This is a genomic window from Candidatus Bathyarchaeia archaeon (genome assembly GCA_038873195.1).
In the GTDB taxonomy this organism is placed as follows: domain Archaea; phylum Thermoproteota; class Bathyarchaeia; order Bathyarchaeales; family Bathycorpusculaceae; genus DSLH01.
This window is the reverse complement of record JAVZEV010000002.1, coordinates 129973-156220: the sequence shown is the minus strand read 5'-3', so window position 1 is coordinate 156220 and position 26248 is coordinate 129973. Positions and strand designations below refer to the sequence as shown.

Annotated in this window: 30 protein-coding genes, 2 tRNA genes and 1 other RNA gene; 17 read left to right on the top strand and 16 right to left on the bottom strand. The window is 41.6% G+C overall.

Annotated elements, in window-relative coordinates:
* Nucleotides 1-4: 4 nt before the first annotated feature.
* Nucleotides 5-967: an ATP-dependent 6-phosphofructokinase gene (locus QXW63_09000; protein MEM3462024.1), complete on the bottom strand. Its 963-nt coding sequence runs from the start codon at nucleotides 965-967 to the stop codon at nucleotides 5-7.
* A 255-nt stretch (nucleotides 968-1222) separates the two neighbouring features.
* Here QXW63_09000 and ffs point away from each other — a divergent pair.
* An RNA gene (ffs, locus tag QXW63_08995) (signal recognition particle sRNA) lies at nucleotides 1223-1536 on the top strand.
* A 128-nt stretch (nucleotides 1537-1664) separates the two neighbouring features.
* Here the strand turns inward: ffs and QXW63_08990 are convergent.
* Both QXW63_08990 and QXW63_08985 read right to left on the bottom strand, forming a co-directional pair.
* Nucleotides 1665-1985, bottom strand: coding sequence for a carboxymuconolactone decarboxylase family protein (locus QXW63_08990; protein ID MEM3462023.1), 321 nt, complete (start codon nucleotides 1983-1985; stop codon nucleotides 1665-1667).
* A gap of 122 nt (nucleotides 1986-2107) precedes the next feature.
* A tRNA-Gly gene (locus tag QXW63_08985) sits at nucleotides 2108-2186 on the bottom strand.
* A gap of 407 nt (nucleotides 2187-2593) precedes the next feature.
* Between QXW63_08985 and QXW63_08980 the strand changes: the two genes are divergently transcribed.
* Nucleotides 2594-3013 carry a DUF5752 family protein gene (locus tag QXW63_08980; protein MEM3462022.1) on the top strand — a complete coding sequence of 140 codons (420 nt, stop codon included), beginning with the start codon at nucleotides 2594-2596 and terminating at the stop codon, nucleotides 3011-3013.
* Between the two features lie 50 nt (nucleotides 3014-3063).
* On the opposite strand, the gene QXW63_08975 is transcribed toward QXW63_08980, so the two are convergent.
* Nucleotides 3064-3726: a hypothetical protein gene (locus QXW63_08975; protein MEM3462021.1), complete on the bottom strand. Its 663-nt coding sequence runs from the start codon at nucleotides 3724-3726 to the stop codon at nucleotides 3064-3066.
* Between the two features lie 116 nt (nucleotides 3727-3842).
* On the opposite strand from QXW63_08975, the gene QXW63_08970 reads away from it, so the two are divergent.
* Complete coding sequence (locus QXW63_08970; GenBank protein MEM3462020.1) at nucleotides 3843-4214, top strand: hypothetical protein; 372 nt, start codon at nucleotides 3843-3845, stop codon at nucleotides 4212-4214.
* Nucleotides 4215-4221: 7 nt separating this feature from the next.
* Here the strand turns inward: QXW63_08970 and QXW63_08965 are convergent, their stop codons facing one another.
* Together QXW63_08965 and QXW63_08960 are read right to left on the bottom strand one after the other, a co-directional pair.
* Nucleotides 4222-5700 (bottom strand): RtcB family protein, encoded by a 1479-nt coding sequence (locus QXW63_08965; GenBank protein MEM3462019.1) that lies wholly within the window; start codon nucleotides 5698-5700, stop codon nucleotides 4222-4224.
* A gap of 68 nt (nucleotides 5701-5768) precedes the next feature.
* The gene (locus QXW63_08960) at nucleotides 5769-6689 is read right to left on the bottom strand and encodes an MBL fold metallo-hydrolase (protein ID MEM3462018.1); all 921 of its coding nucleotides are present in this window, start codon (nucleotides 6687-6689) and stop codon (nucleotides 5769-5771) included.
* Nucleotides 6690-6801: 112 nt separating this feature from the next.
* On the opposite strand from QXW63_08960, the gene QXW63_08955 reads away from it, so the two are divergent.
* Both QXW63_08955 and QXW63_08950 read left to right on the top strand, forming a co-directional pair.
* On the top strand, nucleotides 6802-7272 hold the full coding sequence (locus QXW63_08955; protein MEM3462017.1) for a hypothetical protein: 471 nt from the start codon (nucleotides 6802-6804) through the stop codon (nucleotides 7270-7272).
* A 71-nt stretch (nucleotides 7273-7343) separates the two neighbouring features.
* Nucleotides 7344-7997 carry a nucleoside monophosphate kinase gene (locus tag QXW63_08950; protein MEM3462016.1) on the top strand — a complete coding sequence of 218 codons (654 nt, stop codon included), beginning with the start codon at nucleotides 7344-7346 and terminating at the stop codon, nucleotides 7995-7997.
* A 40-nt stretch (nucleotides 7998-8037) separates the two neighbouring features.
* Here the strand turns inward: QXW63_08950 and QXW63_08945 are convergent, their stop codons facing one another.
* The 4 genes from QXW63_08945 to QXW63_08930 all read right to left on the bottom strand — a co-directional run bounded on the left by QXW63_08945 (nucleotide 8038) and on the right by QXW63_08930 (nucleotide 11115).
* Nucleotides 8038-8487, bottom strand: a complete 450-nt coding sequence (locus QXW63_08945; protein ID MEM3462015.1) for an archease — start codon at nucleotides 8485-8487, stop codon at nucleotides 8038-8040.
* Nucleotides 8488-8525: 38 nt separating this feature from the next.
* On the bottom strand, nucleotides 8526-9464 hold the full coding sequence (locus QXW63_08940; protein MEM3462014.1) for a hypothetical protein: 939 nt from the start codon (nucleotides 9462-9464) through the stop codon (nucleotides 8526-8528).
* Nucleotides 9465-9552: 88 nt separating this feature from the next.
* Nucleotides 9553-10008: a C-GCAxxG-C-C family protein gene (locus QXW63_08935; GenBank protein ID MEM3462013.1), complete on the bottom strand. Its 456-nt coding sequence runs from the start codon at nucleotides 10006-10008 to the stop codon at nucleotides 9553-9555.
* A gap of 63 nt (nucleotides 10009-10071) precedes the next feature.
* Nucleotides 10072-11115 (bottom strand): M42 family metallopeptidase, encoded by a 1044-nt coding sequence (locus QXW63_08930; protein ID MEM3462012.1) that lies wholly within the window; start codon nucleotides 11113-11115, stop codon nucleotides 10072-10074.
* Between the two features lie 125 nt (nucleotides 11116-11240).
* On the opposite strand from QXW63_08930, the gene QXW63_08925 reads away from it, so the two are divergent.
* Both QXW63_08925 and QXW63_08920 read left to right on the top strand, forming a co-directional pair.
* On the top strand, nucleotides 11241-11846 hold the full coding sequence (locus QXW63_08925; GenBank protein MEM3462011.1) for a VIT1/CCC1 transporter family protein: 606 nt from the start codon (nucleotides 11241-11243) through the stop codon (nucleotides 11844-11846).
* Between the two features lie 73 nt (nucleotides 11847-11919).
* Nucleotides 11920-12606 carry a hypothetical protein gene (locus tag QXW63_08920; GenBank protein MEM3462010.1) on the top strand — a complete coding sequence of 229 codons (687 nt, stop codon included), beginning with the start codon at nucleotides 11920-11922 and terminating at the stop codon, nucleotides 12604-12606.
* 47 nt (nucleotides 12607-12653) lie between these two features.
* On the opposite strand, the gene QXW63_08915 is transcribed toward QXW63_08920, so the two are convergent.
* Nucleotides 12654-12863, bottom strand: coding sequence for a hypothetical protein (locus QXW63_08915; protein ID MEM3462009.1), 210 nt, complete (start codon nucleotides 12861-12863; stop codon nucleotides 12654-12656).
* A 148-nt stretch (nucleotides 12864-13011) separates the two neighbouring features.
* Here QXW63_08915 and QXW63_08910 point away from each other — a divergent pair, with 148 nt between their 5' ends.
* Nucleotides 13012-14028, top strand: coding sequence for a PhoU domain-containing protein (locus QXW63_08910; GenBank protein ID MEM3462008.1), 1017 nt, complete (start codon nucleotides 13012-13014; stop codon nucleotides 14026-14028).
* A 5-nt stretch (nucleotides 14029-14033) separates the two neighbouring features.
* Here QXW63_08910 and QXW63_08905 read toward each other — a convergent pair whose 3' ends face one another.
* Nucleotides 14034-15767 carry an NAD(P)-dependent methylenetetrahydromethanopterin dehydrogenase gene (locus QXW63_08905; protein ID MEM3462007.1) on the bottom strand — a complete coding sequence of 578 codons (1734 nt, stop codon included), beginning with the start codon at nucleotides 15765-15767 and terminating at the stop codon, nucleotides 14034-14036.
* A gap of 124 nt (nucleotides 15768-15891) precedes the next feature.
* Nucleotides 15892-16767, bottom strand: coding sequence for a F420-dependent methylenetetrahydromethanopterin dehydrogenase (locus QXW63_08900; protein MEM3462006.1), 876 nt, complete (start codon nucleotides 16765-16767; stop codon nucleotides 15892-15894).
* Nucleotides 16768-16958: 191 nt separating this feature from the next.
* Here QXW63_08900 and fhcD point away from each other — a divergent pair, with 191 nt between their 5' ends.
* Nucleotides 16959-17891 carry a formylmethanofuran--tetrahydromethanopterin N-formyltransferase gene (gene fhcD / locus QXW63_08895; GenBank protein ID MEM3462005.1) on the top strand — a complete coding sequence of 311 codons (933 nt, stop codon included), beginning with the start codon at nucleotides 16959-16961 and terminating at the stop codon, nucleotides 17889-17891.
* Nucleotides 17892-17959: 68 nt separating this feature from the next.
* Entirely contained in the window at nucleotides 17960-19225 is a 1266-nt protein-coding gene (gene prf1 / locus QXW63_08890) for a peptide chain release factor aRF-1 (protein ID MEM3462004.1), read from the top strand.
* A 5-nt stretch (nucleotides 19226-19230) separates the two neighbouring features.
* On the opposite strand, the gene QXW63_08885 is transcribed toward prf1, so the two are convergent.
* Entirely contained in the window at nucleotides 19231-19506 is a 276-nt protein-coding gene (locus QXW63_08885; GenBank protein ID MEM3462003.1) for a DUF167 family protein, read from the bottom strand.
* A 156-nt stretch (nucleotides 19507-19662) separates the two neighbouring features.
* Here QXW63_08885 and QXW63_08880 point away from each other — a divergent pair, with 156 nt between their 5' ends.
* The 3 genes from QXW63_08880 (at nucleotide 19663) to QXW63_08870 (ending at nucleotide 22095) form a co-directional block, all read left to right on the top strand.
* Nucleotides 19663-20727, top strand: a complete 1065-nt coding sequence (locus QXW63_08880) for a pyridoxal phosphate-dependent aminotransferase (GenBank protein ID MEM3462002.1) — start codon at nucleotides 19663-19665, stop codon at nucleotides 20725-20727.
* A gap of 6 nt (nucleotides 20728-20733) precedes the next feature.
* Nucleotides 20734-21297 carry a manganese efflux pump MntP family protein gene (locus QXW63_08875; GenBank protein ID MEM3462001.1) on the top strand — a complete coding sequence of 188 codons (564 nt, stop codon included), beginning with the start codon at nucleotides 20734-20736 and terminating at the stop codon, nucleotides 21295-21297.
* A 75-nt stretch (nucleotides 21298-21372) separates the two neighbouring features.
* Nucleotides 21373-22095, top strand: coding sequence for a hypothetical protein (locus QXW63_08870; protein ID MEM3462000.1), 723 nt, complete (start codon nucleotides 21373-21375; stop codon nucleotides 22093-22095).
* A gap of 14 nt (nucleotides 22096-22109) precedes the next feature.
* On the opposite strand, the gene QXW63_08865 is transcribed toward QXW63_08870, so the two are convergent.
* Nucleotides 22110-22187 (bottom strand) — tRNA-Ala (locus QXW63_08865).
* A 136-nt stretch (nucleotides 22188-22323) separates the two neighbouring features.
* Between QXW63_08865 and QXW63_08860 the strand changes: the two genes are divergently transcribed.
* From QXW63_08860 to QXW63_08850, 3 genes are all read left to right on the top strand, one after another.
* Nucleotides 22324-23421, top strand: coding sequence for an aminopeptidase (locus QXW63_08860; GenBank protein ID MEM3461999.1), 1098 nt, complete (start codon nucleotides 22324-22326; stop codon nucleotides 23419-23421).
* An 87-nt stretch (nucleotides 23422-23508) separates the two neighbouring features.
* Nucleotides 23509-24822, top strand: a complete 1314-nt coding sequence (locus QXW63_08855; protein ID MEM3461998.1) for an MFS transporter — start codon at nucleotides 23509-23511, stop codon at nucleotides 24820-24822.
* 47 nt (nucleotides 24823-24869) lie between these two features.
* Nucleotides 24870-25355: an adenosine-specific kinase gene (locus tag QXW63_08850; GenBank protein ID MEM3461997.1), complete on the top strand. Its 486-nt coding sequence runs from the start codon at nucleotides 24870-24872 to the stop codon at nucleotides 25353-25355.
* Nucleotides 25356-25470: 115 nt separating this feature from the next.
* Here the strand turns inward: QXW63_08850 and QXW63_08845 are convergent, their stop codons facing one another.
* Nucleotides 25471-25689, bottom strand: coding sequence for a hypothetical protein (locus QXW63_08845; protein ID MEM3461996.1), 219 nt, complete (start codon nucleotides 25687-25689; stop codon nucleotides 25471-25473).
* 120 nt (nucleotides 25690-25809) lie between these two features.
* On the opposite strand from QXW63_08845, the gene tsaA reads away from it, so the two are divergent.
* Complete coding sequence (tsaA, locus tag QXW63_08840; GenBank protein MEM3461995.1) at nucleotides 25810-26241, top strand: tRNA (N6-threonylcarbamoyladenosine(37)-N6)-methyltransferase TrmO; 432 nt, start codon at nucleotides 25810-25812, stop codon at nucleotides 26239-26241.
* The last annotated feature ends 7 nt before the right edge of the window (nucleotides 26242-26248 follow it).

The window sequence follows — 26248 nt, the reverse complement described above, 5'->3', positions numbered from 1 at the left end:
AGTGTTATGTTGCCAGTGTTCTTGCCATTTTGAGTAGGCTTAAGTCTAAGGGCTTTTCTGTCTGACATGATTTTTCAAGCTCTATGCTGGTTATTTTGCCGTTTTGCAGTCCAACTATTCTGTTTCCTTGTCCTTTTGCCAATAGCTCGACTGCTTCGTTTGCGAATAGGCTGGCCAGTAGTCGGCTTCTGGCTGTTGGAGAGCCGCCTCTTTGTGCGTAGCCTATTATGCTGAGTCTTACTTCTGCGCCTGTGCGTGTTTCGATTTCGTTTGCGATTTTGCGTGTGTCGCCGATGCCTTCTGCGGCTACTATTATGCCAGACCTTTTTCCTTTTTCGCTGTTTTCTTTAATGTTCCTTAAGATTTCTTCTATTGGGGTTTTGACTTCTGGGACTAGGATTGTTTCGGCGCCGACTGTGATTCCCACGGTTAGTGCTAGGAAGCCTCTTGTTCTTCCCATGACTTCGACTATGAAGATTCTTTCGTGGGAAATGGCGGTGTCGCGGATTTTGTCGATTTCGGCTACTGCAGTGTTCACGGCGGTATCGAAGCCTATGGTTTCGTCTGTGCCGTAAACGTCGTTGTCGATTGTTGCTGGGACGCCTACGATGAGCGTGTTTGTTTTTTGGCTTAGTTCGTTTGCTGCTTTGAAGGAGCCGTTGCCGCCGATGACAATTAAGCCGTCTACTTTGTTTGAGGCGAGGGTTTCAGCGGCTTTTTTGATGCTTTCTGGCTTTCTGAAGTGGGGGCACCTTGAAGTTAGGAGGATTGTGCCGCCTAACTGCATTATGCCGCCTACTGAACGTGGCGTTAATGCTCTGAACGTGCTTGTCATTAAGCCTTCCCAGCCCTTCTCAAAACCCAAAACTTGGAAGTCCTTTGCGTAGGCTAAGCGTGTGACCGCTCGGATGGCGGCGTTCATGCCGGGTGCGTCTCCGCCGCTTGTAACCACGCCAATGGTTTTCAAGGAGCACTCCTTCACATTGGTAGAATGTCAGCAGACGGATATATGTTAAACTAATCAGAAATACGGATTGAAGAAGTTAAAGATGAATCTAAATTTGAGTTGAATATTTTTGTGTGTAATGGTTTCCAGTTCTCTGTTTGAATCCAAAGAGGATACCAATATGTTTTGGTTTCGTAGTTGAGTTAGAGATGGTGGATCGTTGTTGGTTTGTGTTGTGTAACTTTTATATTGTTTGAGTTGTGTTTGTTTGATTGGCGGTGGGTCTTAGGCGGGGGGCTAGGGGTCCCCTGTACCATAAACCCTCTATAGGATGGGCCGAAAGCTGAGGCAGAGGCGTCCGTGGCTGCCTAAACCCTCACTTCCGAAGCGAAGACTATCCGTCCCTTGGGGCTGGCGGGCGTTGAACGGTTTCCGCAGGGAAATCGCCTTCAACGTTTGTCAGGCGAACCTGGCCAGGCCCGGGAGGGAGCAACCTAAGTCTGGGCGTTCAGCGCTCAAGGGGGTGCGGGTACGAGTGTAGGGTTTGAGGGCCAGGCGGATTCTGGGCGTCGAACCTCTGTGACCCGCCGCCTTTCCATAGGCGTACCATCCATAAAACATTCAATTTGTCATAGAAACACCGAGTAAAACGCGGTTTCAACCTATTTATAAGGGAGGGCTAGAGACAAACAGAAAGACCAACACGCACATCAAAGCTTTACAGCTGACCTTTGCGCTGTTTTTTCTTGCACTGGTCAAACATTTCTACTGCACAACGCAAATGAGGAATAGTAATCGAACCGCCAACAACAAGCGCGATGTTCAAGGCTTCGAAAAACTCTTCTTCCGAAACCCCTTCCTGAACGCAACGAATAACATGATAAGCTATACAATCATTGCAACGCAATACAGTTGAAGCTACTAAGCCAAGCAGTTCCTTCGTTTTAACATCCAAAGCACCCTTCTCATACACACGCGAATCCAAAGCAAAAAACCGCTTAATCCCCAAATTGCCAACAGACAAAATGCGCTTATTCATACGTTCACGATAATGCCTAAACTCTTCAAGCTCATCCAACACCAATCCCACAAAATGCTTGATTAGCACAATAACATAAAATAGCTTACGGCACAACCAACACCAACTGCACAAAAAATTGTTGGTGCGGTCGCCGGGATTTGAACCCGGGATCGCAAGCTTGGAAGGCTTGTGTCCTAAACCAGACTAGACGACGACCGCTTTTGCTGCGTTAAGGTTTCAGGTAAAGAGAAAATTACAAACACCTTAATTAAACTTAAGCGCTTTGGAGTTTCAGAAAGCATGTTTGTCTGCAAACGCTTTAGCTTAAAATATCATCAATTAGCAATTAACGTTTGAATTTTGAGGAACAGAGGTTTATTCATATCGAGTTAAGTATAACGGTTTTCTTGCGTCTCTTTTTCTTTCTTTTCTAGACGTGCTGCTTAGGGAATTAGCGCTTTTAGACTCAGAAGTCTCTTCGCCTTCACTTTTCAATTTTCAAACCTATTCTTTGCATAGGCAATTGCTAGATATTTGATTTAAGAAGCCAGTATCAGCATTTCCAATTTAGATTCTAAATTCACAAAGATTATCTCAAACCCAAACCATCAATCTATGACCTACCCATGAGTATAAAAAAGAAGAAAACTCCAAAAAACAGAAAATCAAAAATTAACGTAGACCCATCAAGAATTCTAAGAACCGTAAGCGAGAACGAAGCCTTCTATTTCTACGAAGACATTGGAAAACCAACAGGAGAAAATGCCAGAAACCTCATCGATTTCCTTGAAAAAATAAAATCTGCAAAACTGGAAACAATAATATTTCACCACCAGAGAAAGGATTTCAAAAACTGGATTGAAAAAACTCTTGGCGACTCTGAGCTTGCCAAAAAAATAGAAAGGCTAAACCCTTCATACGATGACAAACTTAGAACACAAATTCAGACAACCATTGAAAGCCGCCTAAAAGAGTTAACAGGGACAACTGTAACAATATGGGTTAACGACAACTTAACTGTGGCTTCCTCAAGCCGCACATCGTAGATTCTCTCGTTTCATCAAATGCCAAACTGAACAGCGAATACACGTGTACATTACGGTTTCTCTTCTGACTTATACAACTTCTTCTCATGCATCGGTTTTGACTTAAAACCGCCCACATATCGAGGCATTGATGTTCTCTGCCGCTCCAAATTCTTAATCCGAGCATAAAGCTTCGAAACTTTTGTTTTCGACGGAATTTTCCGTTGGGGCGTGCGAACGCGAACTGGCGTAAAAGGCTTTTTAATTTCGCTATATGAAGTCTTTCGCTTTCTGCGCGTTTGTGTTTCTTTTACTTTTTTGAAAACTGCATAAGCTTCTTTCAAATTTACTTCTTGCACGTTCCAGCCAGCATCCAACCAAGCCTTTGCATGTGGACTGTTGGGAGAGTTGTTCCACCAACTTTCAGTTTTATACGCGTTCATTGGCAAGTTGTCGCCAATTATACCATCTATTTTTGCAAAAGGAAGCTTAACAGTATCCGTGAAGTCTCCCCTAAACCTCAAATAACGCGTAAGCTCGCCATATTTAGTGGTTGATTTTGGAGAAACAATTCTTCGGGCACAGTTAAGGCACAACATTCGCGTTGTGTCACCTGTAGAGATATCCGGCACCATGCAGTCCCTGCAGTGAAGCCTTCCACAGCGGTAGCATCGTTTAAGAAAGTTGTAAGGCAGCACTCTACCGCAGATTCCACATTCATCTTTTAACGGCATCTAGACCACAAACAGAGGCAACACGGCTTATGCATTATTAAAAATAGAATTTTCTCATATAAGCATGACCCAAAATTATTCGAAAACCGCGATAATACTTATAGAGAACCGCTCTAATGGTGCTCAAACAGTGGAAACCAATGCTTTTTAGCGAATATCTCCACGAAAAAGCAGAAGAATCAAGACACAATGAGACTGTTGGATACTTACTAGCCATGATGGGCTCAGTATTTTTCGTAGGAGGCTTACTCGAAACTGTGATAACTGCAGAAAACCCAGAATGGTTCCTAATTTTCCCATATCATATAACACAGCATCCATACAGCCTTCTAGGAATAGCCCTAACAGCTCTTGGTATTGTCCTCTTATCCTTGGGAATAGCCTTAAGCATCCATTATGCAAAAGAAAGAGCATGGTATATGAAGGAACTGCACAAGGCGCATGCACGAGAAGAACAACAAATCAAAAGAAAAGAGAAAATTACTTAAACGCACTTTAGCCCTTCACAACTGCCAAAGGAACAATCCGCGCGACTTTCGTTGCAATTCCAACTTTGTCGCTGACATCGGCAACTACATCCACATTCTTGTAAGCTGGGTCTGCTTCTTCAGCCAAAACCACCGAACTTGCAGCTCTAACATAGATTCCACGTTGTTCCAAAGCCTTCTTGATGTCGCCACCCCAGAATCGTCGCTTGGCAGCATTCCGACTTAGCATTCTTCCAGCACCATGCGCTGTGGAACCGAAACTTAGCTGCATAGCTTTTTCTGTGCCTACTAAAAGCCAAGAACTTGTCCCCATGCTACCAGGAATAAGCACAGGTTGCCCAGCAGAACGGTAATCTGGCGGAATTTCTGGATGCATAGGTGGAAAAGCTCTGGTTGCGCCTTTTCTGTGAACCCAAACTTTCTTTTGGTCGCCATTAACCCTATGGTTTTCTATTTTTGCAATGTTGTGGGCTACGTCATAAACAAGTTTTAGCCCAAACTTTTCCGGGTCCTGCTTGAAGACTTGCTGGAAACTCTGTCTAACCCAATGCATTATTGCTTGACGATTAGCAAACGCATAGTTCACGGCGCAAGCCATTGCTTGATAATAATCTTCGGCTTCGTTGCTGTTTCCCGGTGCACAAGCAAGCTCTCTGTCAGGCAGAGCAATCTTGTATTTGTGCACGGCTCTTTCCATAACTCGCAGATAGTCTGAACATATTTGATGGCCAAAACCTCTAGAACCACAGTGGATCATGGCTGTTACTTGACCTTCATGTGTGATTCCAAAGGTTTTGGCTATTGTGGAATCGTAGATTTTGTCGATTTTCTGGATTTCGAGGAAGTGGTTTCCTGAGCCTAACGTGCCGATTTGCGTTAGTCCTCTGTTTTTAGCTGTTGTTGAAACTTTGTCTGGATTTGCGTTTTTCATGCACCCTCGCTCTTCACAGTGCTCAGCATCTTCATGCCAACCTAAACCTTGGTCAATAACCCATTGAACACCTTCAACAACAAGCCTATCTAAATCATGTGCTGTTACTTTGAGGTCTTTTCTGCGGCTTCCAAGTCCGCAAGGCACATTCTCAAAGATTGTGTTTGACAGGTCAGCAAGTTTTGGTCTTATGTCCTCTTCTGAGAGATTTGTGGTTAACAAACGCACTCCACAGTTTATGTCGTAGCCTACACCACCTGGACTGATGACTCCTTCATCATAGTCTGTTGCGGCGACACCGCCTATTGGGAAACCGTAGCCTTCATGACCGTCTGGTAAAGTTATGGAATACTTGTAAATGCCCGGTAAGTGTGCAACGTTTGCGCATTGTTCGAGTGTGCGGTCTGTTTGCATCTTCTCAAGTAAGTTTTTGTCTGCGAAAACAACGCCTGGAACGCGCATGCCTGGCTTGTATTTTGGGATTCGCCACATGTAATTGTCTAGTTTTTCGAGTGGAACTTTTTCTGAAGGAGCACGACCTTCTCCTTCTTCCATGTTTTCACCTAATAGACAAAAGCGGTTTGGGCAATATAAGTGATTTTGGCGTTTACACCAAAACAAAATCATTCTGGAATTTGCTTAAACTTTGCCACAAAATCAACAACGCCTTGCACGCTTTCGCCAAGCACAGTTTCGCTTAAAACAGCATGTGTCTCAATGTAATCTTTAGCTTTTCTAATCGCTTCATCACTTTCAAGTATCCTTTTGCTTATAGCCGCCAAACCTTCTCCGTTTTCTAAACCTTGCTTCGCGATTCTTGCCCAAAGCTTAAGTTGATTCGAGTAGGCTTGAAGCTTTTCTATGGCATTTTCTGCCTTGCCAAAATGGCTATAATATAAAACCTTAGGCTTTAGATTAATTAGTTTATCTAAAGATGCCAAAGCAATGTCTAAACGGAAAGGCGAAGGAGTTGTTGGCACAATCACATCAATCTTGTTTAGGTAAATTCCTGCAGCGTCTCCGGGAAAAATGCCTTCAGTTAACGGTTCATAGTAGCTTAAATGATGTGATGCATGCCCTAAGGTTTCTATGACTTTTAATTTAACATTGTCTCCAACGTCGAGAATTATGCCATCATTTGCTGCGATGATTCTCTCTTCTGGAACAGGTTCTGGCGGCCCATAAATTTCAGTTATGTTTCCGAGAACTTGCTTTGATTGTTGCCAAAGTTTTTCCGGGTTCACTAAGTGTGGTGCGCCTCTTGGATGAACGACAACTTTTGCTTTAGGCAGATGCTTTAACAGTGCTCCTGCTCCTCCACCATGGTCAAGGTGAATGTGCGAAACTGCTACATACGCTACTTGTTCGGGTTTTATGTTTAATTGTTTCAGTCCAGAAAGTAAATTAGGAACAGAAAAAATTGGACCCGACTCAACTATTACTACTTGTTCTCCTTTTAAGACGTAGCTTGCAACGAAATTTTCGATTCCACCGGTTTCGACATCGATGAGGTGAAGGTGTTCTTCAAGTTTGCTTACGTGCATTTTGCGTCATTCCATTGGCTTTGGTAGAATCTTAAAGTTTCCAGTTACTGCTTTAAACGTTTTCATTAAGAACATTTAAACAGAATAGCGCATTCCTTAATTGTGAACGCTTATGCTTCTCAGAATCATCCGTGATTTAACACCGGAAGAAGTTGAAGGGCGAATAAGGCGGTTTGAGAAAGAGTTTGGCATGCAGTTTGAAAAGTTTGAGGAGCTTTTCCTTAAACATAAGTTGGACACTAAGTCTGCAAAGGCTTATTTTGAATGGGCTGAACTTGTTGACAGTTATAAGGGTTACATTGAAGAAGGAACCCTTGACTATACAATTGAAGAAATTAGAGACTTTAAGCCGCAACAAGTTGCTTTGTTAACGCCTAAAAGAATAGAGTTGTTGTTTCAGATTGCCGCTTTAAGGGCTGAGTCGATAAATGATTTGGCTCAGAAAATAAGGAGAGACGTGAAGAATGTTTATCAGGATTTGCAGGCGCTTGCTAAACTTGGTTTTGTTAGAATGAATAGGCGAAAGGGTAGAATTTTTGTTCCAGAAACTCTTGTGAAGGAGATAACTTTCTTAATTCGTTAGGATGGTCTACAGTAATACTTAATTATTAATGATAATAACAGACGCTGAACAAGTAAGGGAGAGTAATAAGATTGAAGGCGTTGATTTTCGGTGCGCCAGGTTCTGGTAAGGGAACATATGCTTCGCGGTTACAAACTAAGCTGGGTGTTGACGTGATTGCTATGGGCGACATTTTTCGGGAAATAATGAAGGAAAATACTTCCTTGGGAAGGAAGGTGAAGGGATACGTTGAGAAGGGCTTGCTGGTTCCAGATGATGTCGTAATTGAAGTTTTGAAAAATCGCTTAGCAAAGGCGCAGTCAGCGAAAGGTTTCATTTTGGATGGCTATCCACGCACGATTGAGCAAGCGAAAGCGTTGGATAAGATTGTGAAGATAGATGTTGTTATTCAATTGACTGTGCCAGACTGGATAATTATTGAGCGCTTGTCTACGCGGAGAATTTGCAAGAACTGCGGTGAAGTCTACAACTTGCGCTATTTAAAACCAAAAAAGGACATGGTATGCGACAAATGTGGTGGACCACTTTATCAGCGTCCAGATGACACGCCGGATGTGATTAAGAATAGGATTGATGTTTACGAGCGACAAACTCAGCCTATTCTGCAGTATTATAGGGAAAAGAAGGTTCCTTTTGTGGAGTTTAAATGTGAGAAGATTGATTTGCCGCCTGACGTGGCTGTTGAAGAAATTATGAAAGGTTTGAAGCAGTTGAAGATGGTTTAGTGTGCTTTTTGGTGATAGACCCCTCCCTTCTAAATACTCTTTATATATCAAGGATGAATCGTAACGTGGTTTTGTTTGGTGTTTTGATGATTTCCATTCGGTGGTATGTGACTGCTTTGACGCCGACTTTTTGTGGATGTTTTTGTGGATTGTATTTTTCTCCCCAGATTTTTGCTTTTAATTGAAAACCACTTGAAGTTTTACTGTATTCTAAAATTTTGAATTTTGAATAGAGATTTTCGTTTGTTTCGAATTTTATGAGTAAAGCTTCAAGCCAACTGTAGAGAAGTGCATACTCGTCTTCTGCTGAAACTTCAACGTAATCTTCAATCTGCGGATTGACTTTTTCCACGTTTGTCATGACTTCAAACATTGCAAGCGCGGCATTTTCAAAAGCTTCTATCAAATCTTTTCCGTAAGCAACAATGTAAGCGTCTGCCGTGTGCTCCAAGAATTCAAAGCGTTTCTTAGCCCTCATAGCTTCAGCCAAGTGGATAATAGGGTCTCTTGGTTTTAAAATCATTTGTTTTAGAAAGCTAGAAGGGTGGCAACCGCTTGAATTACTACGAGGATGATTATTAGGATTGGTAGAGTTTTAAGCGCCTTTGCGTTGAATTTTGTGGCTTCCTCTGTTTTCTTTGCATCTACAAGACGCATAATGTAAACCGAAGCAGAAAGGTTGTAGAGAAAAATTATGTAAACGGACAGCATAATTCTGTCCGCTAAAGTAAGATATCCAGTTGGCGGAATACCGCTTAAAAGCGAAAGATGGAAGGCTGTAGCAGAAAGAAGCGTGGTAACACCTAAACCTATTCTTTGAGAGAAATTCTGTGGCGATATGAAAAAGGCAAGCAAAGATATGGTAGTTATAACGGTTATTGGTAAAACACTTTTAACAAATGCAGAGAGTATTGGTCGTCCTAAAGTAATGCTAAAGACAAAACGTGAATATGTTTCTTCCCCATAAGAATGCTCCACAACAGCTGTTTCAAAATCGCCGACAGACCAGCCAGCCACGTTTACCGTTTCATCAATTTTTGACGTTGGGTCTTCTCTGAAAACTAAACTAGAAACATCAAGATTTTTGTGTTCTAATTCCACAACCAGTTTGTGAGTTTCGAAAGGGTATTGCCTAAAATCAAATGTTTTAATGAAGTCTCCTCTAACGCGGTATTCTAAATAACCTTCTTCTCTGCTGACCACGTACATTGAAGGGGCGCCGTTGACAAATTCAAAATTTGCCACATTGTCTGCGCTTATTTCGGATGAGTTAAATCTAAACCACAAATAGAAGTCCAGTTTGTAACTGTTTGCGGATAAATCAACCTTCTCAACGTTAACAAGCCAGATTCCAACATCAACTGTTGCGGGGCTTTCTGCAGATGCATTAGATTTACCATTTACAGTGAAAAGTGTCAAACCACATAATATTATTAGGAATGATAATGTTAACCATTTAATCTTCATGTAAGACACCTCCGTAATTGATGCGGATTCTGTTCCTTACCTGATTCTAAATATAAAATTTTCCCAGCAAAACAAGCTTCATCCAAAATCATTCTGCGTGCGCATCAAGCTCAATCAAGGTTTCTACTACTGTCCTTACGAAATTGACGCATTTCTTTTCAAAAACTTTGGATTGTTGAGCTTTTTTCAATTCTTTAGGATTGGACAAGTTGTATCCAATTAATTCTCGGCATAGTACACTTCCATGTTGCTTTTCAAACTTTTTGTAGAATTCATTCGCGAGCTCGTAGGTTTTCAGCCTCTTTTCAGGTGATGGTTCATTTGTGCCGTATTTAGCGCCTATAGCCATTACACCGCCTGCTAATGCTCCGCAGACGGAACCGCATCTTCCTATTCCACCGCCGAAGCCCGTGGCAATTTTCGGAACCAAATCACTCTTAATATTCCAATGTTCAAAAATTGTTAACAAGACACTTTGAGCGCAGTTGTATCCCTCCAGAAAATGTTTTACTGCCTTTTCGCCCAGCACACTTTTACTAGTCATGTTCGCGTTTACCTACTTTGCCCTATGCAAATGTTTCCTTAATTCTTAAAGGAAAAAAGGGTGTTAGAAGTATTTTGGAATCTTCTTGATTGCCGCAACCAAAAGTTTCACAGCTTTTTCAGCATCATCAAGGCTCAAAAGCGAAGCTGGACTATGAATGTAACGCGTTGGCACCGATATAACACCGCTTGGCACACCTTCTCTGGTCAAAGAAATACGTGCCGCATCAGTTGACCCAGGCAACCCCGTTTCAAGCTGATATGGAATTTTGCTTTCTTCAGCAGAATCAATTAACAATCGCAAAACCTTAGGATGAGTAATCAATCCATAATCAGCAACAGTTAACGCTGGACCTTTTCCTAGCTTTATTGGCGCCTCAACCTCCCTTACACCCGGGACATCTCCAGCAATAGTTACGTCAAGTGCGATGCCAACGTCTGGGCATATGCCAAAAGCAGCGGTTGTCGCCCCTCTCAATCCAACCTCTTCCTGTACCGTGCCAACCGCATACACTGTGCATTCCGTTTTTTCCAAATGTTCCATCGTTTCAACCATAACAGCACATCCAACACGGTCATCAAAAGCCTTGCCGACGATGATGTTTTTTCCAATTTTGGCAAATTTTATGTCAAAGCCAACTGGGTCTCCGATTCTCACGCCCATTTTTTTGGCTTCTTCTTGGCTTCCGGCTCCGATGTCGATGAACAGTTCATCGCAGGTTATGACCCTCTTGCGTTCTTCTTCTTTCTGTATATGCGGCGGTTTTGAGCCGATTATCCCGTGCAATGGACCTTTTTCCGCGTACACTATGACTTTTTGGCCGAGTAGAATTCGGTCGTCTATTCCGCCGATTTTTGTGAACTGCAGAAAACCTTCTTTTGAAATTGTTTTCACTAGTAATCCTATTTCGTCCATGTGTCCCGCAAGCATCACTTTTGGCGCGTTTTTCTTTCCTTTTTTAATTCCAATAACATTGCCAAGCTTGTCTTCTTTGATTTCGTCCACATGGGGTTTCATGAACTTCTTCATTAAACTTCTAACTTCTTCTTCTCTACCTGCAACACCACAAGCATTTGAGAGTTTCTCTAAAACTTCCGCAAGCACCATCAATAATCCCTCACTAGGAGTTTAGCTAGAATTCTAAAACTTTATATTAAACAATTGTGGTAAATAGAAACCGAATCCGACATGGGCCATTACATTTCGCCTTTACAAGGGTGAAGAGATACTCATTGAGTAAATCTTTTAGAAAGTTTTCCGAAAAGGCTAAGGCGTACCTACGCATAACCAAGGCAAGCGGCATAGCCAGAAGATACTTTGTCATGAACGGATTCGACGGCGCCATGACTGTTTTCGGCATAGTTCTAGGCTCATTAATAGCCGGAGTTTCAAAACCAGAAATAATCGTGCTGGCAGGTTTAGGAGCATGCTTAGCAATGGGACTTTCTGGCTTTTTTGGAGCTTACATGGCAGAAAAAGCAGAAAGAGACCGCCACTTAAAAGAGATGGAAGAAGCAACAAACGACAATGTCAACCCAATACACTACGAAGCCGCAAAATTCGTAACATTGTATGTAGCAATCATTGATGGGCTATCACCAGCCTTAACGGCAATCATTTCTCTGATACCCTTCATCCTCGTTTCGATGGGACTCATACCCATTTGGAACGCCTATTTCATCTCTTTAGCCCTTTCATTAGTTACTCTTTTCTTGCTTGGCATATATCTTGGAAAAATAGCAAAGGAAAATGGATGGTTCTACGGCGTAGTTATGCTCACAATCGGCGCCTTCACAGCATTGATAGTTTTCCTTATACAATTGTTTTTAAGAGCCTAAACAAAAAATTTATCCATTTTCCGCACGATTAACAGCTATCTACATTCAAAACTGGATGGAGCTGGATAGAAAATTGCAGAAGACACAAAAAGTCGCAACAACCGCCGTGTTTGCTGCCCTTCACGCTGTTCTTTTTCTGCCAGAAGGGCCATGGCGAAGTTTTGTCATATACTTAATGCCAATAGAAGGAATTATATTAGGACCTAAAATAGGATTTTCAGCGGCTTTGCTTGGCAGCGCAATTGCGAGAGTAATAAAACCGAGTATATGGTGGATGTTCGGCATTATCGCTGAACCAATAGGTGTCTTAGCAGCAGGTCTATTAGCAAAAGGCAGATGGAAAGAAATAACCATAATCTATGGAGTCATGCTTGCTGCTTATTTCATCCACCCCTACGGAAGAATGCTTCCATTATGGACAATCTTAGATTTGCTGATAGCATTCGCTTTCATTTATCCAGCCTCAAAAACTGGCAAGTGGATTTGGCAAAACACAGAAAAGCTACCCATATCAGTAATGCTAATCGCCTTCGTAAGCACAGTGGCAGACTCTATGACCCGCGTGTTTCTTCTAGTCCCCGGAGGACTTTACAACTTTTTTGACTTATCTTATGACGCTTTAGCCTATGGATGGTTCATTCCAGGAGCTGTGGGCTCCTACATAGAGGACCTAGTTGTAAGCGTTGTGACACTTGCTGTAGGGGTTCCTTTACTGATAGGTTTACGCAGAATCTTACATCTTGACCAACCATTGTCTTAAAGATATGGCGTAGCAAATCAGAGAAATCGAATCAGGTTGTTGTTATACTATGACGGTGGCGGCTGTTGTCGTTTGACTTCTAAGTAGTCAGTTAACAGTAAGACGCCTTCGATTATGAAGAATATGCCGACTACGAGGTTTAGAGATTCTTTCCAAGCTATGACTATTATGCCGAATATTATGCAGATTGCAGCCAGTATTGGTTTGGAAACGGTTATGCCAATTTTCCTTAATCCTTTCTCAACAACTTCTGTCAAACATGTTCACTCTCCTATACATCCTAAAGAGAACATATGCCAGTTATTATTTAAAAATATTCACAAGTATACTGGAACAGGCGACGCTATACGGTCTATAAAAGTATATATCTCAATCTTCACACTAATACAGTGAAGTGAACCAGACATGGAACAAAGAAAAATCATGTCCCTCGGACGCTCTTCACTTGTGGTTTCTCTTCCAAAACACTGGACACAACTTAACGAACTAAAACAGGGAGATGTCGTCTCAATAGCCATAAACCGTGACCGCTCACTCGTTGTTTTTCCCGGCGCAAAAAAGGAAAGAGAAATGAGCAAAATAACCCTTCATGTTGAGCCCGATGAGAAAGATATTTTTGTGATTCGCAGCATAATCGCCTGTTACTTAAACGGCTATTCAACAATAAAGTTAGTTTCAACTAAATTTTTCACTGTAGCCCAACAAAAAGCCATCCGTGGAATAGTTCAGATGCTTTACATGCGCATCATGGAAGCTGACACGAAAGAGATGCAAATCGCAACGCTAATAGATGAGTCCAAAGCGTCAATTCAAGCCGGAATTAACAGAATGTACAAGATATCCAGTTCCATGTGCCGCGACGCCTTCACAGCATTAAAAAATCAAGATGCAGCACTTGCAAAATCGGTTTTCACACTTGACGATGAAGTTGACCACTTCTCCTTCTTCCTACTGCGACTACTTCGCAGAGCAGCAGTCGACTCCGCATTAGCTAATCAACTTGACCTTGAACCCATCGACTGCCTCGACTATCAAACTCTCGTCCACCGCATTGAACAAGTTGCAGACCAAGCTGCTAACATAGCTAAACATCTTATAATGCTTGAAGGAAGAAGAAAAAAAGTTTCCGATCAGCTTTTGGAGAAAATGTACGCTGCAGGTTGCGACGCATTGGCTTCATACGACAAAGCTGTAAATGCCTTGCTTTCAAATGATGTGAAGTGTTCTGACGAAATCATTGAAAGTCAAGCAAAAATAGAAAAATTAGACCAAGACATAGCGGCTTTGGCTTTTTCGAAAGAGAAAAGCACTGAGGTTATTTGCGCTTGTTGTTCTTTACGGGATAGTATTCGAAGAATAGCAGAGTTTGCGGCGGATATTGCTGAAATTACTATTAACCGCTCTTACAAGCCATCCTTCTGAGCTTATTATGAGCCTTTCTTTTCTTTGGAAGGATAGCTTAGGGTTACAGCAAGTTTGGTAGGGGAGATTTCTCCTTTCAAGATTTTTCTTGCTAACTGAAATGCATAATTATAATTGTAAATCGTGCCTTTTCCGTTTCTTCGTGCTTCCTTAAGAATTTCTCGTTCCAATTTGTATTTCAACCTGCCAATAGTTAGTGCGCCGATGCCGAAGATTCCCGGAGCTATTTCTCTCATGTCGTCTTCAAGTTTTATTCCTTCAACTCCTAATGGTGGAACAGCGTTCACGTCAGCAATTACTTTAGCAAGCTTAATCTCATTCAGCATTTCTTTGCTGATTATTCGAACACCAGCTACGGAGACGCAGAATATTACGTCTGATTTTTCTATAACCTCCACTTTCTTTGCAGATGTCGGAGCGAAAACTCCTTCCACGGTTACGCCGTACTTGCTTTGAAGCATACTCGCCAGCTTCGCAACGTATTCTTCTCCGTCAGCGCGGTCTGGGTTTGGACTTACAATTTTGACATCGCATCCAAGTCGTGCCAAGAGAATAGCCGCAACTCTTCCAATAGCGCCTGTGCCAAAAATCGCGCAGCGTTTGTCCTTTAGGTTTCCAAGCTTTGAACGTGTTAACGCTTCTTCGACTTTTGCTATCATGGCGGCGGCTGTTGTGTAGGCTCCGGCTGGGTCGATTATCGTGCTAGCTTCAAAAGGTGGAAACATCGAGTCGCGAGCAACTTTCAAGACTTCTTCAGCTTTTTCCATGTCTTTTCCACCTATGAAGAATGTTGTGTGTTTGATTCCTTTTGGGTCTCTGGAGAAAATGGCGTCTTGCACTATTCTTTTTGCCTCTTCTGGCGTCACGTTCTCGTATGGTACTACTACGCTGAATCCCGCATCGTATGCCATGCAAATGTCAAATGGGCTTGCTCTTTTGTCTGTGTCTAGAAAAAAAAGTATTTTTGGCGCTTCTTCAGCAGTTTTTTTGATTGCTGGTTTGATTTGAATTTGCATGGACTTTAGTAAATCTTCAAGTTCTTCTGGTGGTGCCTTTTTGTTTGAAAAAAGTAATTTTTTTGTGGGCTGAATTGTTTCTACTTCCACATCTACGGATTCAAGCAGTTTTTTTACGCCGTTGACGTGCTCTGGACTGGACAGGTGAAGACATGTAACTTCTTCTTTTTCGATTTTCTTAGCGTTCTCAAGGATGCCCATTGCAATCCAACTTTCCCTTACTGAGAACTTTGCTTCTCGTTCCATTTCGTCTATTTCTTGTTGCAAACATTGCCCATAAGCCATAAGATATTCTTCCTCAATGCTTCGTGTGTTGGCTTCTTTGGATGGCAGCGATTCTAGTGCTTCAACTATGCGGTCTCTGAGCTGCTTCTTTTCTTCGATTAAGGAAATGAGATAGCCCTTAGCGTTTTCGTCAATGTCTACCGGCGAGAAGGGTATGCCTTTCTTCTGGAACAATTGAGCAACAGCGCTATTTTGGCTCAGTTTCTCAGCAGAACGATTCCCTAGCTCTTCTGTTGCGAAGTCAGGCTTTGCTTCGTCAACAAGTTTTTCGAGGAAATTAGTGAATGCGATTGATGGTTTAAAGACGGATGAAAGAGGGTTTTTGGGAGTGCAGTTGTTTTGTGGTTCTGTAAGCCAGAAAGGCTCGCTGTATTCTTTTTCTACGATTATAACCCTTAACGTTTTTCCTTCTAACGGAGTTATTTCAAGTGATTTCACGGGTTTGTCACCTTTGGATGTATAGGTTAAGTGCAAAATATATATACCTAGTCGAAATACCATATATACATACTAATAGTGTATATAAAACGAATTTCTATCCTTAGGCTACGCTTTCTGTTAATCACCTAAAACCTTTAAGCCATTTCTGAAAAATTTCCTCATCAAAGGAAGGTGGCAGCAACAATTTATCCTTGATTTTTGGTTTTCCATCCTTAGCGTGTGGCCGTCTAACCAATGTGTCAGAGTACTTTTCAATTTCCCTTGCTTCTTCAGCCAAATCAGCTGCTGCTTGAGCAATTTCATGAGCGCATGCAACAAGTGGGATATACTTTTCTTTTTCCTTCTCTACAAAGCAAGCCCGCGTGTTAACCTCAGCTATTTTCTTAGTTAACTCATAAGCCGCCATAGCCTTTGCTTTCGCATAGGGATTTCTAAAGTCTGATTGGTCCCTAATATTTTCGGTGTCTATAATCAAACATGGAAGTTCCGGAGTTGCTCCAGCCTTGTAGCCATGTATAACTCTATCAATCTCTTGATACACCATCTTGTAAACGCCAGTAATCGCAAGAACTTTAATAACATTAGAATTGAAAATCGCCATCTCAGTAGGGTCCAAGAACTCTTTTCGCGCTCCAATGAGCGGGTCGCCCATAACAATAATGTAGCCAAAACCATGTTTCTCAAATTCTTCTTTAAGGCGTTTTCCCGGCGCATCCGATATGAAAATACTTGGAATTCTTTTCTCTAAAAGTATCTCTCTGGCTTTTGTGGGTCCTTGAACGGCGGGGTTTGGCGATATAAATATTACAAAGGTAGGGTTGAAATCAAAAATTTTCGGCAATGCTTCTGCCACATCTTCAGCAACCATTTTCGAACCTGTTGTTACACTTCGCACACTGATGTCTTCTCTATCTGCAAGTTCGTCCAAGAGAAGCTCAAGCAAAGGAGCAGTGCCAATGTTGCCGCACTTAACAACGCCTACTTTGACTTTCTCCAAGGAACACACCCAATAGTCAAACTTAAAGCCGTATTTAGAAAATGATGTTTATAAGGATTTCATGATTACGGTTTAAAGGAAAAGCAAAACCATTCTACGATGTGCTTCTAACAATACTATAAATGCCAAAGAATTTAAATCAATTCCTCTTTTCTGTATAGTAAAATTCCGAGAAGAGGAAGAACAAACCTATGACCGAAGAAAAATTCATTTACAAAGCAGAAAACGGAAACACATGCGAAATTGTCGACACGTTCGCTGAAATGTTTCCATTATGGGCTGGACGCGTATTAATAACGGCTGACAATGAAAAGTGGGCTTTGACAGCTGCGGCGGTTGCAACAGGCTTCGCAACAAGCGTAATCATGTCACCAGCTGAAGCTGGTTTGGAAGGCATTGTAACGGCAGACAAAACTCCAGACAACCGTATAGGCGCTTTAATTCAAATATACAACCGCAATAGGTTCGACTTGAAAAACCAGATGATAACGCGAATAGGACAGTGCATAATGACTTGCCCAACTACCTCAGCCTTTGACGCCCTGCCTAATGCTAAAAGAAAACTTAAAGTTGGCAGAGCAATACGACTGTTCGGCGATGGCTTCCAAAGAAAAGGTTTAGTTGGCAACAGAAAAGTTTGGAAAATTCCAGTCATGGAAGGAGACTTCATAGTTGAAGACACTTTTGGAGTCGTAGAAGCCGTTGCTGGAGGAAACTTCCTAATCATGGCCACAGACAAAGTAAGCGGGCTAAGAGCGGCGGAAGAAGCAGTAAACGCCATTAAAGCCAAAGCAAGCGAAGTAATAATGCCTTTTCCCGGTGGAATCTGCCGTTCAGGCTCGAAAGCGGGTTCCTTAAAATACAAGCTTAAAGCATCAACTAACCATCCATTCTGTCCAGGATTAAGAACCGTTGTGCCGGATTCTCAGCTTTCAGAAGGCGTAAATTGCGTTTACGAAATTGTTGTCAACGGCTTGACAGTAGACGCCGTAAAAAAAGCTATGAGCGCAGGAGTGAAAGCCGCAGCAAGTGTGCCAGGCGTTGTAAGAATTTCAGCAGGCAACTACGGCGGCAAGCTTGGTCCATACAAGGCATTCTTGAAGGAAGTAATCGGATTACCCTAAATTCCTCCCAAACTCTTATTTTGCTGCTTGTCATGTAGCTTTACGCTAGACAAGATTAGTGAAAACCGTTGAGCACACCAAAAAGAACTTCGCTGGAGCTGTTCAGACTTAAAAAAACACTGGACACACTAGCGCGCAAAGAAGGACGCGGCACAGAACTCGTCTCGCTTTACGTTCCACCAGGAAAGCAGATAAGCGAAGTTATGAACATGCTCCGAGACGAGTATGGCACAGCATCAAACATAAAATCTACAACAACACGCAAAAACGTCCAAGATGCCATTGTCAAGGTTCAGCAGCGTCTTAAACTGTTCAAGGAAACGCCGGAGAACGGGCTTGTAATATTTTGTGGTGCAATTCCACAAAATGGTGCTGGAAGCGAAAGAATTGAAACCTACGTGATTATTCCGCCCGAACCGATACACATATACCTATATAGGTGCGATTCAAGATTCCACACTGAGCATTTGCAAGAACTTCTGAGAGAAAAAGAAACGTATGGCATACTCCTCGTAGATGCCTCAGCCGCCACGCTCGCAACACTCCAAGGCAGAAGACTCGAAATAGTAAGACAAATATCATCAGGCGTGCCGGGAAAAACCCGCGCTGGAGGACAATCAGCAAGAAGATATGAACGACTTAGAGAAATGAGGCTTCAAGAATACTTTAGGCGGCTGGGCGAGCATGCCAACGAAACATTTTTGCCAATAGAAAACTTGAAAGGCTTGATAATTGCAGGTCCTGGACCGACTAAATTTGATTTTGAAAAGGGCGATTATTTGAATTACATGTTGAAGGAGAAGGTTATAGATGTTATTGACACGGCTTACGTTGACGAGCAAGGCGTTAAGGAAGTTGTTGATAAGGCGCCGGAAATAATGCGGAAGATACGTTACATAGAAGAAAAAAAGGTGATGCAGCAGTTTCTTTACGAAATTGGGCATGACACTGGAATGGCAACGTATGGCGAAGAAGAAGTTAGAAAGGCATTAGAAGCAGGCGCTGTGAGAACTTTGCTACTTTCAGAAGGAATCGACATTGTACGTGTTAAAGTAAAATGCAACGCATGCGGCTATGAAGAACAGGAAACCATTAAAAATCAGATGCTCACAAACTTTGAACAAAGCCTAATAGGAAAACCTTGTCCAAAATGTAAAGCTCCATCTTTAGCTATCGCAGAAACACAGGAGTTAATAGAAAATTTTGCACAATTAGCTGAGTACACGAACACGGAAGTGGAAGTAATATCAAGCGAAACAGAAGAAGGCCAAATGCTCAAAAATTCTTTTGGCGGAATAGCTGCAATATTGCGATTTAATCTTCAAAGAGAATAAAAAACTCACACTCTTGATAAAATACGTTCTATTTCACTTTTCCCAATACCATGTACTAGCAATCTTTTATTTTTAGAAGCAAATCCAGAAACAAGCTCTACTCTTCCACCAAAAAGTCGCGAAAACTCTTTCACGAGCTCTCTATTAACTTTGCCTTTAAAAGGCTCTTCTTTACAGAAAACAACAACTTCATCCTCTTCAACTGTTACCTTGAATTCTTTAGAACTAGGCTTTACGTAAACTTCCAAGATTGAACCGTCTTTTACTTCGCTAATTTTCATAATGAAAGCCAATTAGGATGTTTGCTCAATTGCATAAAAAGATATTTAAACCAGAATGTTAAAAGCGGAAATCCCTAAGTATGAGCAACACATTTCCAAAATCACAAGGTGTCAATAACGAAACATTCCTCCCTATATCTAAACTGGTATATCCACATGCCACAAGTAAAGTATGATTTCCGCTCAAGCGGCATCAGCTATTTCAAATATAACTTGGCGTTAGGCGAAGTTGACTTAAACGCCAACTATACAAAACTCCTGTCAGAACTTCTAGCTCAAAGATACAACGTCAAGCCCGAAAATGTTTTCATCTCCAGCGAAGGAGCCTCAGGTCAAAATGCAAGGATAATTAGATATCTTGCTGAAAGGGACGGAAAGAAAAGAGAAGCAATAGTTGAGTATCCAACATACGAGCCATTACTGCGGCAAGTGCAAGAACATTTTCCGCGTGTAAAACGACTGGAAAGAAGAAAGAGCGAAACGTATAGACTTGATGCGGAAGAACTGCGGAAAAAAGTTTCAGAAAAAACTGGTTTGCTTATGTTGACAAATCCTCATGCACCAAGCGGCGCAATAGCTAATACAAGCGAGTTGAAAGAGATTATGGCTGTCGCTAATGAATACGGTTTCTATGTTTTATGTGATGAGATATACGCGGAGTTTGACAGAAGCTTGGTTCCTACGCTCTTTTCCATCGACAAAAATTTAGGCATAGTTACGACTAGTTTTACAAAAGCGTACGGTCTTGGCGGATTAAGACTCGGCATAGCTTTGGCTAAAGAGGAATTGGTTGAAGAGTTATACAATGATGTGGTGAACACCATAGGCGGTAGTGTAAGTATTGTGCAATTGATTGCAGTGGAGTTGCTCAAAAAAGACATGGACAAGCTTGAGAAGCATAAACAAAAATGGATAAGCATCAAAAACGCAACAGAGAAATGGTTGAACGAAAGCGGTTTTAGATATTTTCCTAACAAGGCTGGCGTGACTTACTGGATTGAACTGCTGATAAAAGATTCCTACAGATGGATAAATGAGCACGCAATACCAAAGCACAGTTTAGCTCCAGTACCAGGAGCATTCTTCCTCTTCAAAAATAACTATAAACTAACAGAGTCGAATATGATAAGACTGGGGTTAGGTAACATAAACCCATATAACCCAAACCTTGCTGAGGCGTTTGAGGCTTTCGAAAAAGCCTTGGATACCTATAGAAGTTGATGCTGAATGGAAATTGTTGAGATTATACTTATAGCGCTTGGGTTGGCGATGGATGCTTTTGCTGTTTCAGTTGCGAATGGCCTAGCAACAACGAAACATCAGAGAACCAGCAATGCTTTGAAAATGGCAACGTTTTTTGGGTCTTTTCAAGCATTCATGCCCGTAATTGGATGGGCGATTGGTCTCGGTTTAATAGATTTTATATCGGGTTTTGACCATTGGGTAGCATTTGGACTTTTGGGTTTTATTGGTTGCAAAATCATTTATGAGGCAGTAAGAAGAAAAACAGAAGAGAAAAAGATTAAGGCATTTAGCGGTTACGTTTTGTTGATTTTATCGATTGCAACAAGCATCGATGCTTTGGCTGTAGGGATAAGTTTCGCATTTTTGAAAATAGCCTCAATAGCAATTCCAGTGATAATTATTGGCGTTGTAACGTTTTTGTTATCATTCCTTGGGGCTTCTACTGGTAATAAACTTGGAGAAGTCTTTGGAAAGAAAATAGAAATTGTTGGCGGTCTCATTCTCATCGGCATTGGATTAAAGATATTAATTGAGCACGTAGTCTAAGGGAGTTTCTTCGAGCCCCATATTTAGAAAAACCTAATTACAATAGAGAATCATTTTAGATTTTAGTGGGAGCATTTGACAGAAAAGAAAACAAAGGCGGTAACATGTCCATTCTGTGGCGCTCCATATAGAAAATTTATTCCACCGAATACTCTACAATTAGAGTGCACGTATTGCAGAGGAATATTTCTTGTCCCTCCAGAAATCAGTGGTGGATTGCCTAAGTGTTTTAATCATGGTGAGAGGTTGGCAATAGGTCTTTGCAATGATTGTGGCGGAAATTTTTGTAGTGAATGCCTTTACATCTACAATCTTCAAACAAGTGATGCAGAAGCCACACTTCACTTGTGTCTAGAATGCTTAGCAAAACGACACCGCAAAGAAGCTGACTCTTTTATCTACGCAAGCGTATTCTTTCTGTTTTTTGGCGGAATAGCTGCGTTAATGACGGTTTCCACAGGTCTTCTAGATGGCATTTTCGTTACTATCCTCTTCTTTATTCTTGGAACTGCCATGGCTCTTTATGGTTTTTTAAAAAGATCTGAGCTGCCTCATGAATTGACCATTAACGATGTGAGGGGGGAGCATAAGAGAATGAAAACTGAGTTCACAAGCATGGAAGAAATTGATGCCACGGAGCTTTACAACGAACTCTTGAAAAAATACATAAACCATTGGGGATTAGACACGGGAACAGACCTTCTTGACAAGGAAATATCAGCTTATTTGAGGCACGGAGCAGATTTTGAAGAAGCCGTCAGAAAAATCTACCAAAGACAACAAAACAAACACTCATGACGAAGTCATCATGGTGGTGGACCGGGGGGGATTTGAACCCCCGACCTCCTGAGTGCAAGTCAGGCGTTCATACCAAACTGAACTACCGGCCCACAAGTGTTTTTCCGACTTGCTTTCTCGTTTCAGTAGTATTTAGGTTTTGTTTTGGAGATGTAGGCGAATGTGACCGTTAAACTTAAACATTCTATTTGTGTTTCTTTAGTGTTCTCTCTGAAATGGTGATTTGCAATGGTTGACTTGAGAGTTGAGAAACTTGCAAAGCTTTGTGTTCATTATTCTGTGGATGTAAAACCTAAGGAGAAGGTGCTTATTCAAGGGAATGTGCAAGCGTTTCCGCTGATGCATGAAATTTACAAAGAGTGTTTGTTAAGTGACGCTTATCCTTTTATAATGCCACAACTTGATACTACTTACACATTCTTCAAATACGCCAAAGAACATCAACTCACCTACGTTTCGCCATTTGAAAAATTCCTAATAGAAAACATAGACACGCGAATATCCGTCTTCTGCGAACCAAACCCAAAAAGACTAACAAACATAGACCCAACTCGAACAAGAATTTTCGCTGCTGCCAGAAATGAAATAAGCGCAATCTTCTACAAACGCGTCGCTGAAGGCAAACTCAAATGGACAGCGTTACCATATCCTATAAACGCTCAGGCGCAAGAAGCAGCAATGGCGCTTGAAGAATACGAAGATTTCGTTTACAACAGCTGCCTTGTAGAAAAGGATAATCCTATAGCTGAATGGAAGAAAATCTACAAACAACAAGAGAAAATCTGTGAATTCTTGAACAAAACCAGTGAAATTCACATAGTAGGCGAAGATACAGACTTAACTTTTAACGCAAAGGGCAGAAGATGGATAAACTGCGGTGGAAAAGAAAACATGCCAGACGGCGAAGTATTTACTGCACCTATTGAAAATTCTGTGAACGGCACGATAAGATTTACTTTTCCAGGATTAGTTTTTGGAAGAGAAGTTGAAGACATAAAACTCGCGTTCAAAGATGGAAAGGTTGTGAAAGCATCAGCAGAAAAGGGCGACGAGTTTCTGCAACAAGTCCTTAAAATTGAAGGCGCAGAACGCATTGGAGAAGCGGCTATTGGAACTAACTATGCCATAACAAAATTCACTAAAAACATGCTTTTCGACGAAAAAATGGGCGGAACAATACACATGGCTCTTGGAAACTCTTACCCAGAATCTGGAGGCTTGAACAAGTCGCCAATCCACTGGGACATTCTAAAAGACATGAAGAAGGGCGGAGAAATCTACGCGGACGGCAAAATATTCTACAAGGACGGCAAGTTCTTAATATAACAAGTTTTATCCATTCCTCTGTCTTCATTTTGGATGCAAACCAAGAACGCCATCATAGATAGCAGAGAAACCGAAGTGATCTTTCAAATGAAAAATCCCATTAAAGGAAGCTCGTTAAACCTTGCATCTAGTGTGCACGTGTTTTTCAATTTGGGACTTTTCCAGTTTTTAACATTTGTGAGAAGGGGAGTTTTCTACACTTTCATGATAAACTACCTTTACACTCTAATGCCAAAAACCACGTTAACTGCGGCTCTTGGAACACTTAACATGGTGGCTTCTGCCTTGGGTCAGAACTTGTTGTGGGGAAGAATAAGTGACCGTTATAGGCTTAGAACAAAATTGATAATTATTGGCGAAACAATAGCTGCATTCAGTTACATAATCGTGTTTATCACGCACAAATCCTTAATAGATGTTGGAAGCAGTTTCGCTGCGGGTTTGGCGATAATTTTTGGTTTATCCCTATTGGAGTTTTTTTGGTCGATGTCGGATGTGGGATGGGCAACATTGCTTACGGATGTTACAACGCCCGAGATACGTGGAAAAGTGGTTGGAACGTTAAATTTCATTGCGTCATTGGGCAGAATGACTGGCATAATATTCGCTGGTTTCCTATATTGCGGTGGAGAGGGGTTTAGGAATGGCACAATATTTTACATAGTCACTGCTTTACTGTTTACTGGGACAGTGACAATGGCGTTTACGTCAAGACGCGTAAAAGCAAGAAGCCATGAACAAAACCAAAAAACTGCCATGAAAAACAACGAAAATGATGTTGAATTTGCTAAAGAAAGTGAAAGAACCTACAAGTGGTTCTTGATATCTCTCATAATCATAGTTTTGGGCGCTGCGTCAATCAATCAGATTTTTCTTCTCTTTATCGACTTGCCAGAAGGACTAAACGCAAGCGACGCGGAAATGAGCCTTATACTGAGCGCTTGGACAATAGGGGGCATGCTTGCCAGCATAGTATCTGGGGGGCTTGCAGATAAAATTGGAAGAAGCAAAGTTCTGTTCGTCGGCTTGATTCTCGCGGCAATTACGCCACTCTTCTACAGTGTGCCCTTAAATGTTCCATTAATGGCTTTAACTTATGGATTAAACGGTGTAGCATTCTGGACGCTCTACACGGTTGGTTTCGCTTTTGCTGGAGACATAATTCCAGAGCATAAAAGAGGGCGGTTGCTCAGCAGGTACAATACTGTTATGGCGTTAAGCTGGGGACCAGCCGGATTTTTGGTTGGCGGACCAATCGCAGATGTTCAAATTGAAGTGTTTGGCTTGCCTAGACATGCAGCTTATGTAAATGCTTTTTACATGTCGTCAATTATAGTAGTGTTAGGGATGATAATTTTTGCTATAAAGGTTGCAAGGAGGAAAATTGAAAGTGACGCTTAATTTTTAATCTGACGTTGACAAAAACAGCATTTGGAGATGGTGTAATGTTGGAATTTAAAACCGTGAAGGTTGAAGTACCAAAGGACTGCAATGTGATTTTAGGCATGGCACACTTCATCAAAACAGTTGAAGATTTATACGAAGCTTTGGTTAATGCCGTGCCGAACATAAAATTTGGAATAGGCTTTTGTGAAAGTTCGGGACCGTGCTTGGTGAGACATGAAGGAAACGATGAAGAATTAAGACGGTTAGCGGCGGAAAAAGCCTTTGAGATTGCGTGCGGTCACAGTTTCCTAATTTTCATTAAAGAGGCTTATCCAATAAACGTTTTAGACAAAATCAAAAAAGTGCCAGAAGTTTGCACCATTTACGCTGCTACCGCGAATCCTCTTGAAGTCATAATTGTTGAAACTGAACAGGGCAGAGGGATAGTAGGCGTTGTTGATGGGTTCAAGAGTAAAGGAGTAGAAAAGACTGAGGATGTTAAAGCAAGGAAGGAGTTCTTAAGGAAAATCGGTTATAAGCTTGGCTAAGCAGAATTTGGTATTTCACAAAAGTGAAGGTTGCAGGGTAGAATTGCCTTCGATGCTGCGTTGCCCCGCAAACCGTTGATGATTAAATAGTAAGCTTGCGAACGTGTTTTATGTTTCACTTGTGCGCCATTAATTGCTCTTGCAACTCAAAAGGAATTTTCTCTTTCATTCTTTCCGCGGCATAAGCCACTAATTGTTTAAACTGTTTTTCTGTTAAAATGTTTCGTGCTCTTGACAAAATTTCAAGGCAAACTTCTTTAAAAACGAGGTCTGCGCAGCCCATCTTTGCGTCGTCTATTAGTTCTTTGCAACTTTGAAAGATTTGTTCGCTCAAGGCAATTTCACCCTGCAATCACATAGCTTACGTGAAAAATATTAAAACACTTATGAATTTAGAATATTGATTTGCAGTTCTCAATTGCTTTGTGAAAAAGAGAATTGGGTGTATGAGAAAATGAGTGTTAAGGGTGAACTTCGCTTTATTGGAGTTGTTGAAAAAGCTGGAGAACAAGAAGCCATAGTGCGGATTTTTCCAGAATTTTGTGCTGGGCTTAAGGGCATACAAGATTTTTCGCATATTATCATTCTTTACTGGATGCATTTGCGTGATAAAGAAGAGGAAAGACGGACATTGCTGGTTTTTCCAAAAAAGCACGCGTGGAACGTGGAAACGGGCGTCTTTGCTTGTAGAAGCCCTTCACGTCCAAATCCGATAGGTTTGTGTGTTGTGGAGCTGGTTAAAGTTGAAGAGTGCAGTCTGACTGTGAGGGGGCTTGACGCTTTCGAAGATTCGCCAATTGTAGATGTTAAACCATATCTTCCTAGGGCAGATTCTGTTCCGAATGCGCGTGTTCCCGAATGGACGCTGCGAGGACCACCAACATGAAAGGAAG

Coding starts and splice junctions, on each gene's coding strand:
- QXW63_08990 (MEM3462023.1), bottom strand. CDS start 1,985: ATGAATAAGCGCATTTTGTCTGTTGGCAATTTGGGGATTAAGCGGTTT.
- QXW63_08980 (MEM3462022.1), top strand. CDS start 2,594: ATGAGTATAAAAAAGAAGAAAACTCCAAAAAACAGAAAATCAAAAATT.
- QXW63_08975 (MEM3462021.1), bottom strand. CDS start 3,726: ATGCCGTTAAAAGATGAATGTGGAATCTGCGGTAGAGTGCTGCCTTAC.
- QXW63_08970 (MEM3462020.1), top strand. CDS start 3,843: ATGGTGCTCAAACAGTGGAAACCAATGCTTTTTAGCGAATATCTCCAC.
- QXW63_08965 (MEM3462019.1), bottom strand. CDS start 5,700: ATGGAAGAAGGAGAAGGTCGTGCTCCTTCAGAAAAAGTTCCACTCGAA.
- QXW63_08960 (MEM3462018.1), bottom strand. CDS start 6,689: ATGCACGTAAGCAAACTTGAAGAACACCTTCACCTCATCGATGTCGAA.
- QXW63_08955 (MEM3462017.1), top strand. CDS start 6,802: ATGCTTCTCAGAATCATCCGTGATTTAACACCGGAAGAAGTTGAAGGG.
- QXW63_08940 (MEM3462014.1), bottom strand. CDS start 9,464: ATGAAGATTAAATGGTTAACATTATCATTCCTAATAATATTATGTGGT.
- QXW63_08935 (MEM3462013.1), bottom strand. CDS start 10,008: ATGACTAGTAAAAGTGTGCTGGGCGAAAAGGCAGTAAAACATTTTCTG.
- QXW63_08930 (MEM3462012.1), bottom strand. CDS start 11,115: ATGGTGCTTGCGGAAGTTTTAGAGAAACTCTCAAATGCTTGTGGTGTT.
- QXW63_08910 (MEM3462008.1), top strand. CDS start 13,012: ATGGAACAAAGAAAAATCATGTCCCTCGGACGCTCTTCACTTGTGGTT.
- fhcD (MEM3462005.1), top strand. CDS start 16,959: ATGACCGAAGAAAAATTCATTTACAAAGCAGAAAACGGAAACACATGC.
- QXW63_08885 (MEM3462003.1), bottom strand. CDS start 19,506: ATGAAAATTAGCGAAGTAAAAGACGGTTCAATCTTGGAAGTTTACGTA.
- QXW63_08880 (MEM3462002.1), top strand. CDS start 19,663: ATGCCACAAGTAAAGTATGATTTCCGCTCAAGCGGCATCAGCTATTTC.
- QXW63_08875 (MEM3462001.1), top strand. CDS start 20,734: ATGGAAATTGTTGAGATTATACTTATAGCGCTTGGGTTGGCGATGGAT.
- QXW63_08860 (MEM3461999.1), top strand. CDS start 22,324: ATGGTTGACTTGAGAGTTGAGAAACTTGCAAAGCTTTGTGTTCATTAT.
- QXW63_08855 (MEM3461998.1), top strand. CDS start 23,509: ATGAAAAATCCCATTAAAGGAAGCTCGTTAAACCTTGCATCTAGTGTG.
- tsaA (MEM3461995.1), top strand. CDS start 25,810: ATGAGTGTTAAGGGTGAACTTCGCTTTATTGGAGTTGTTGAAAAAGCT.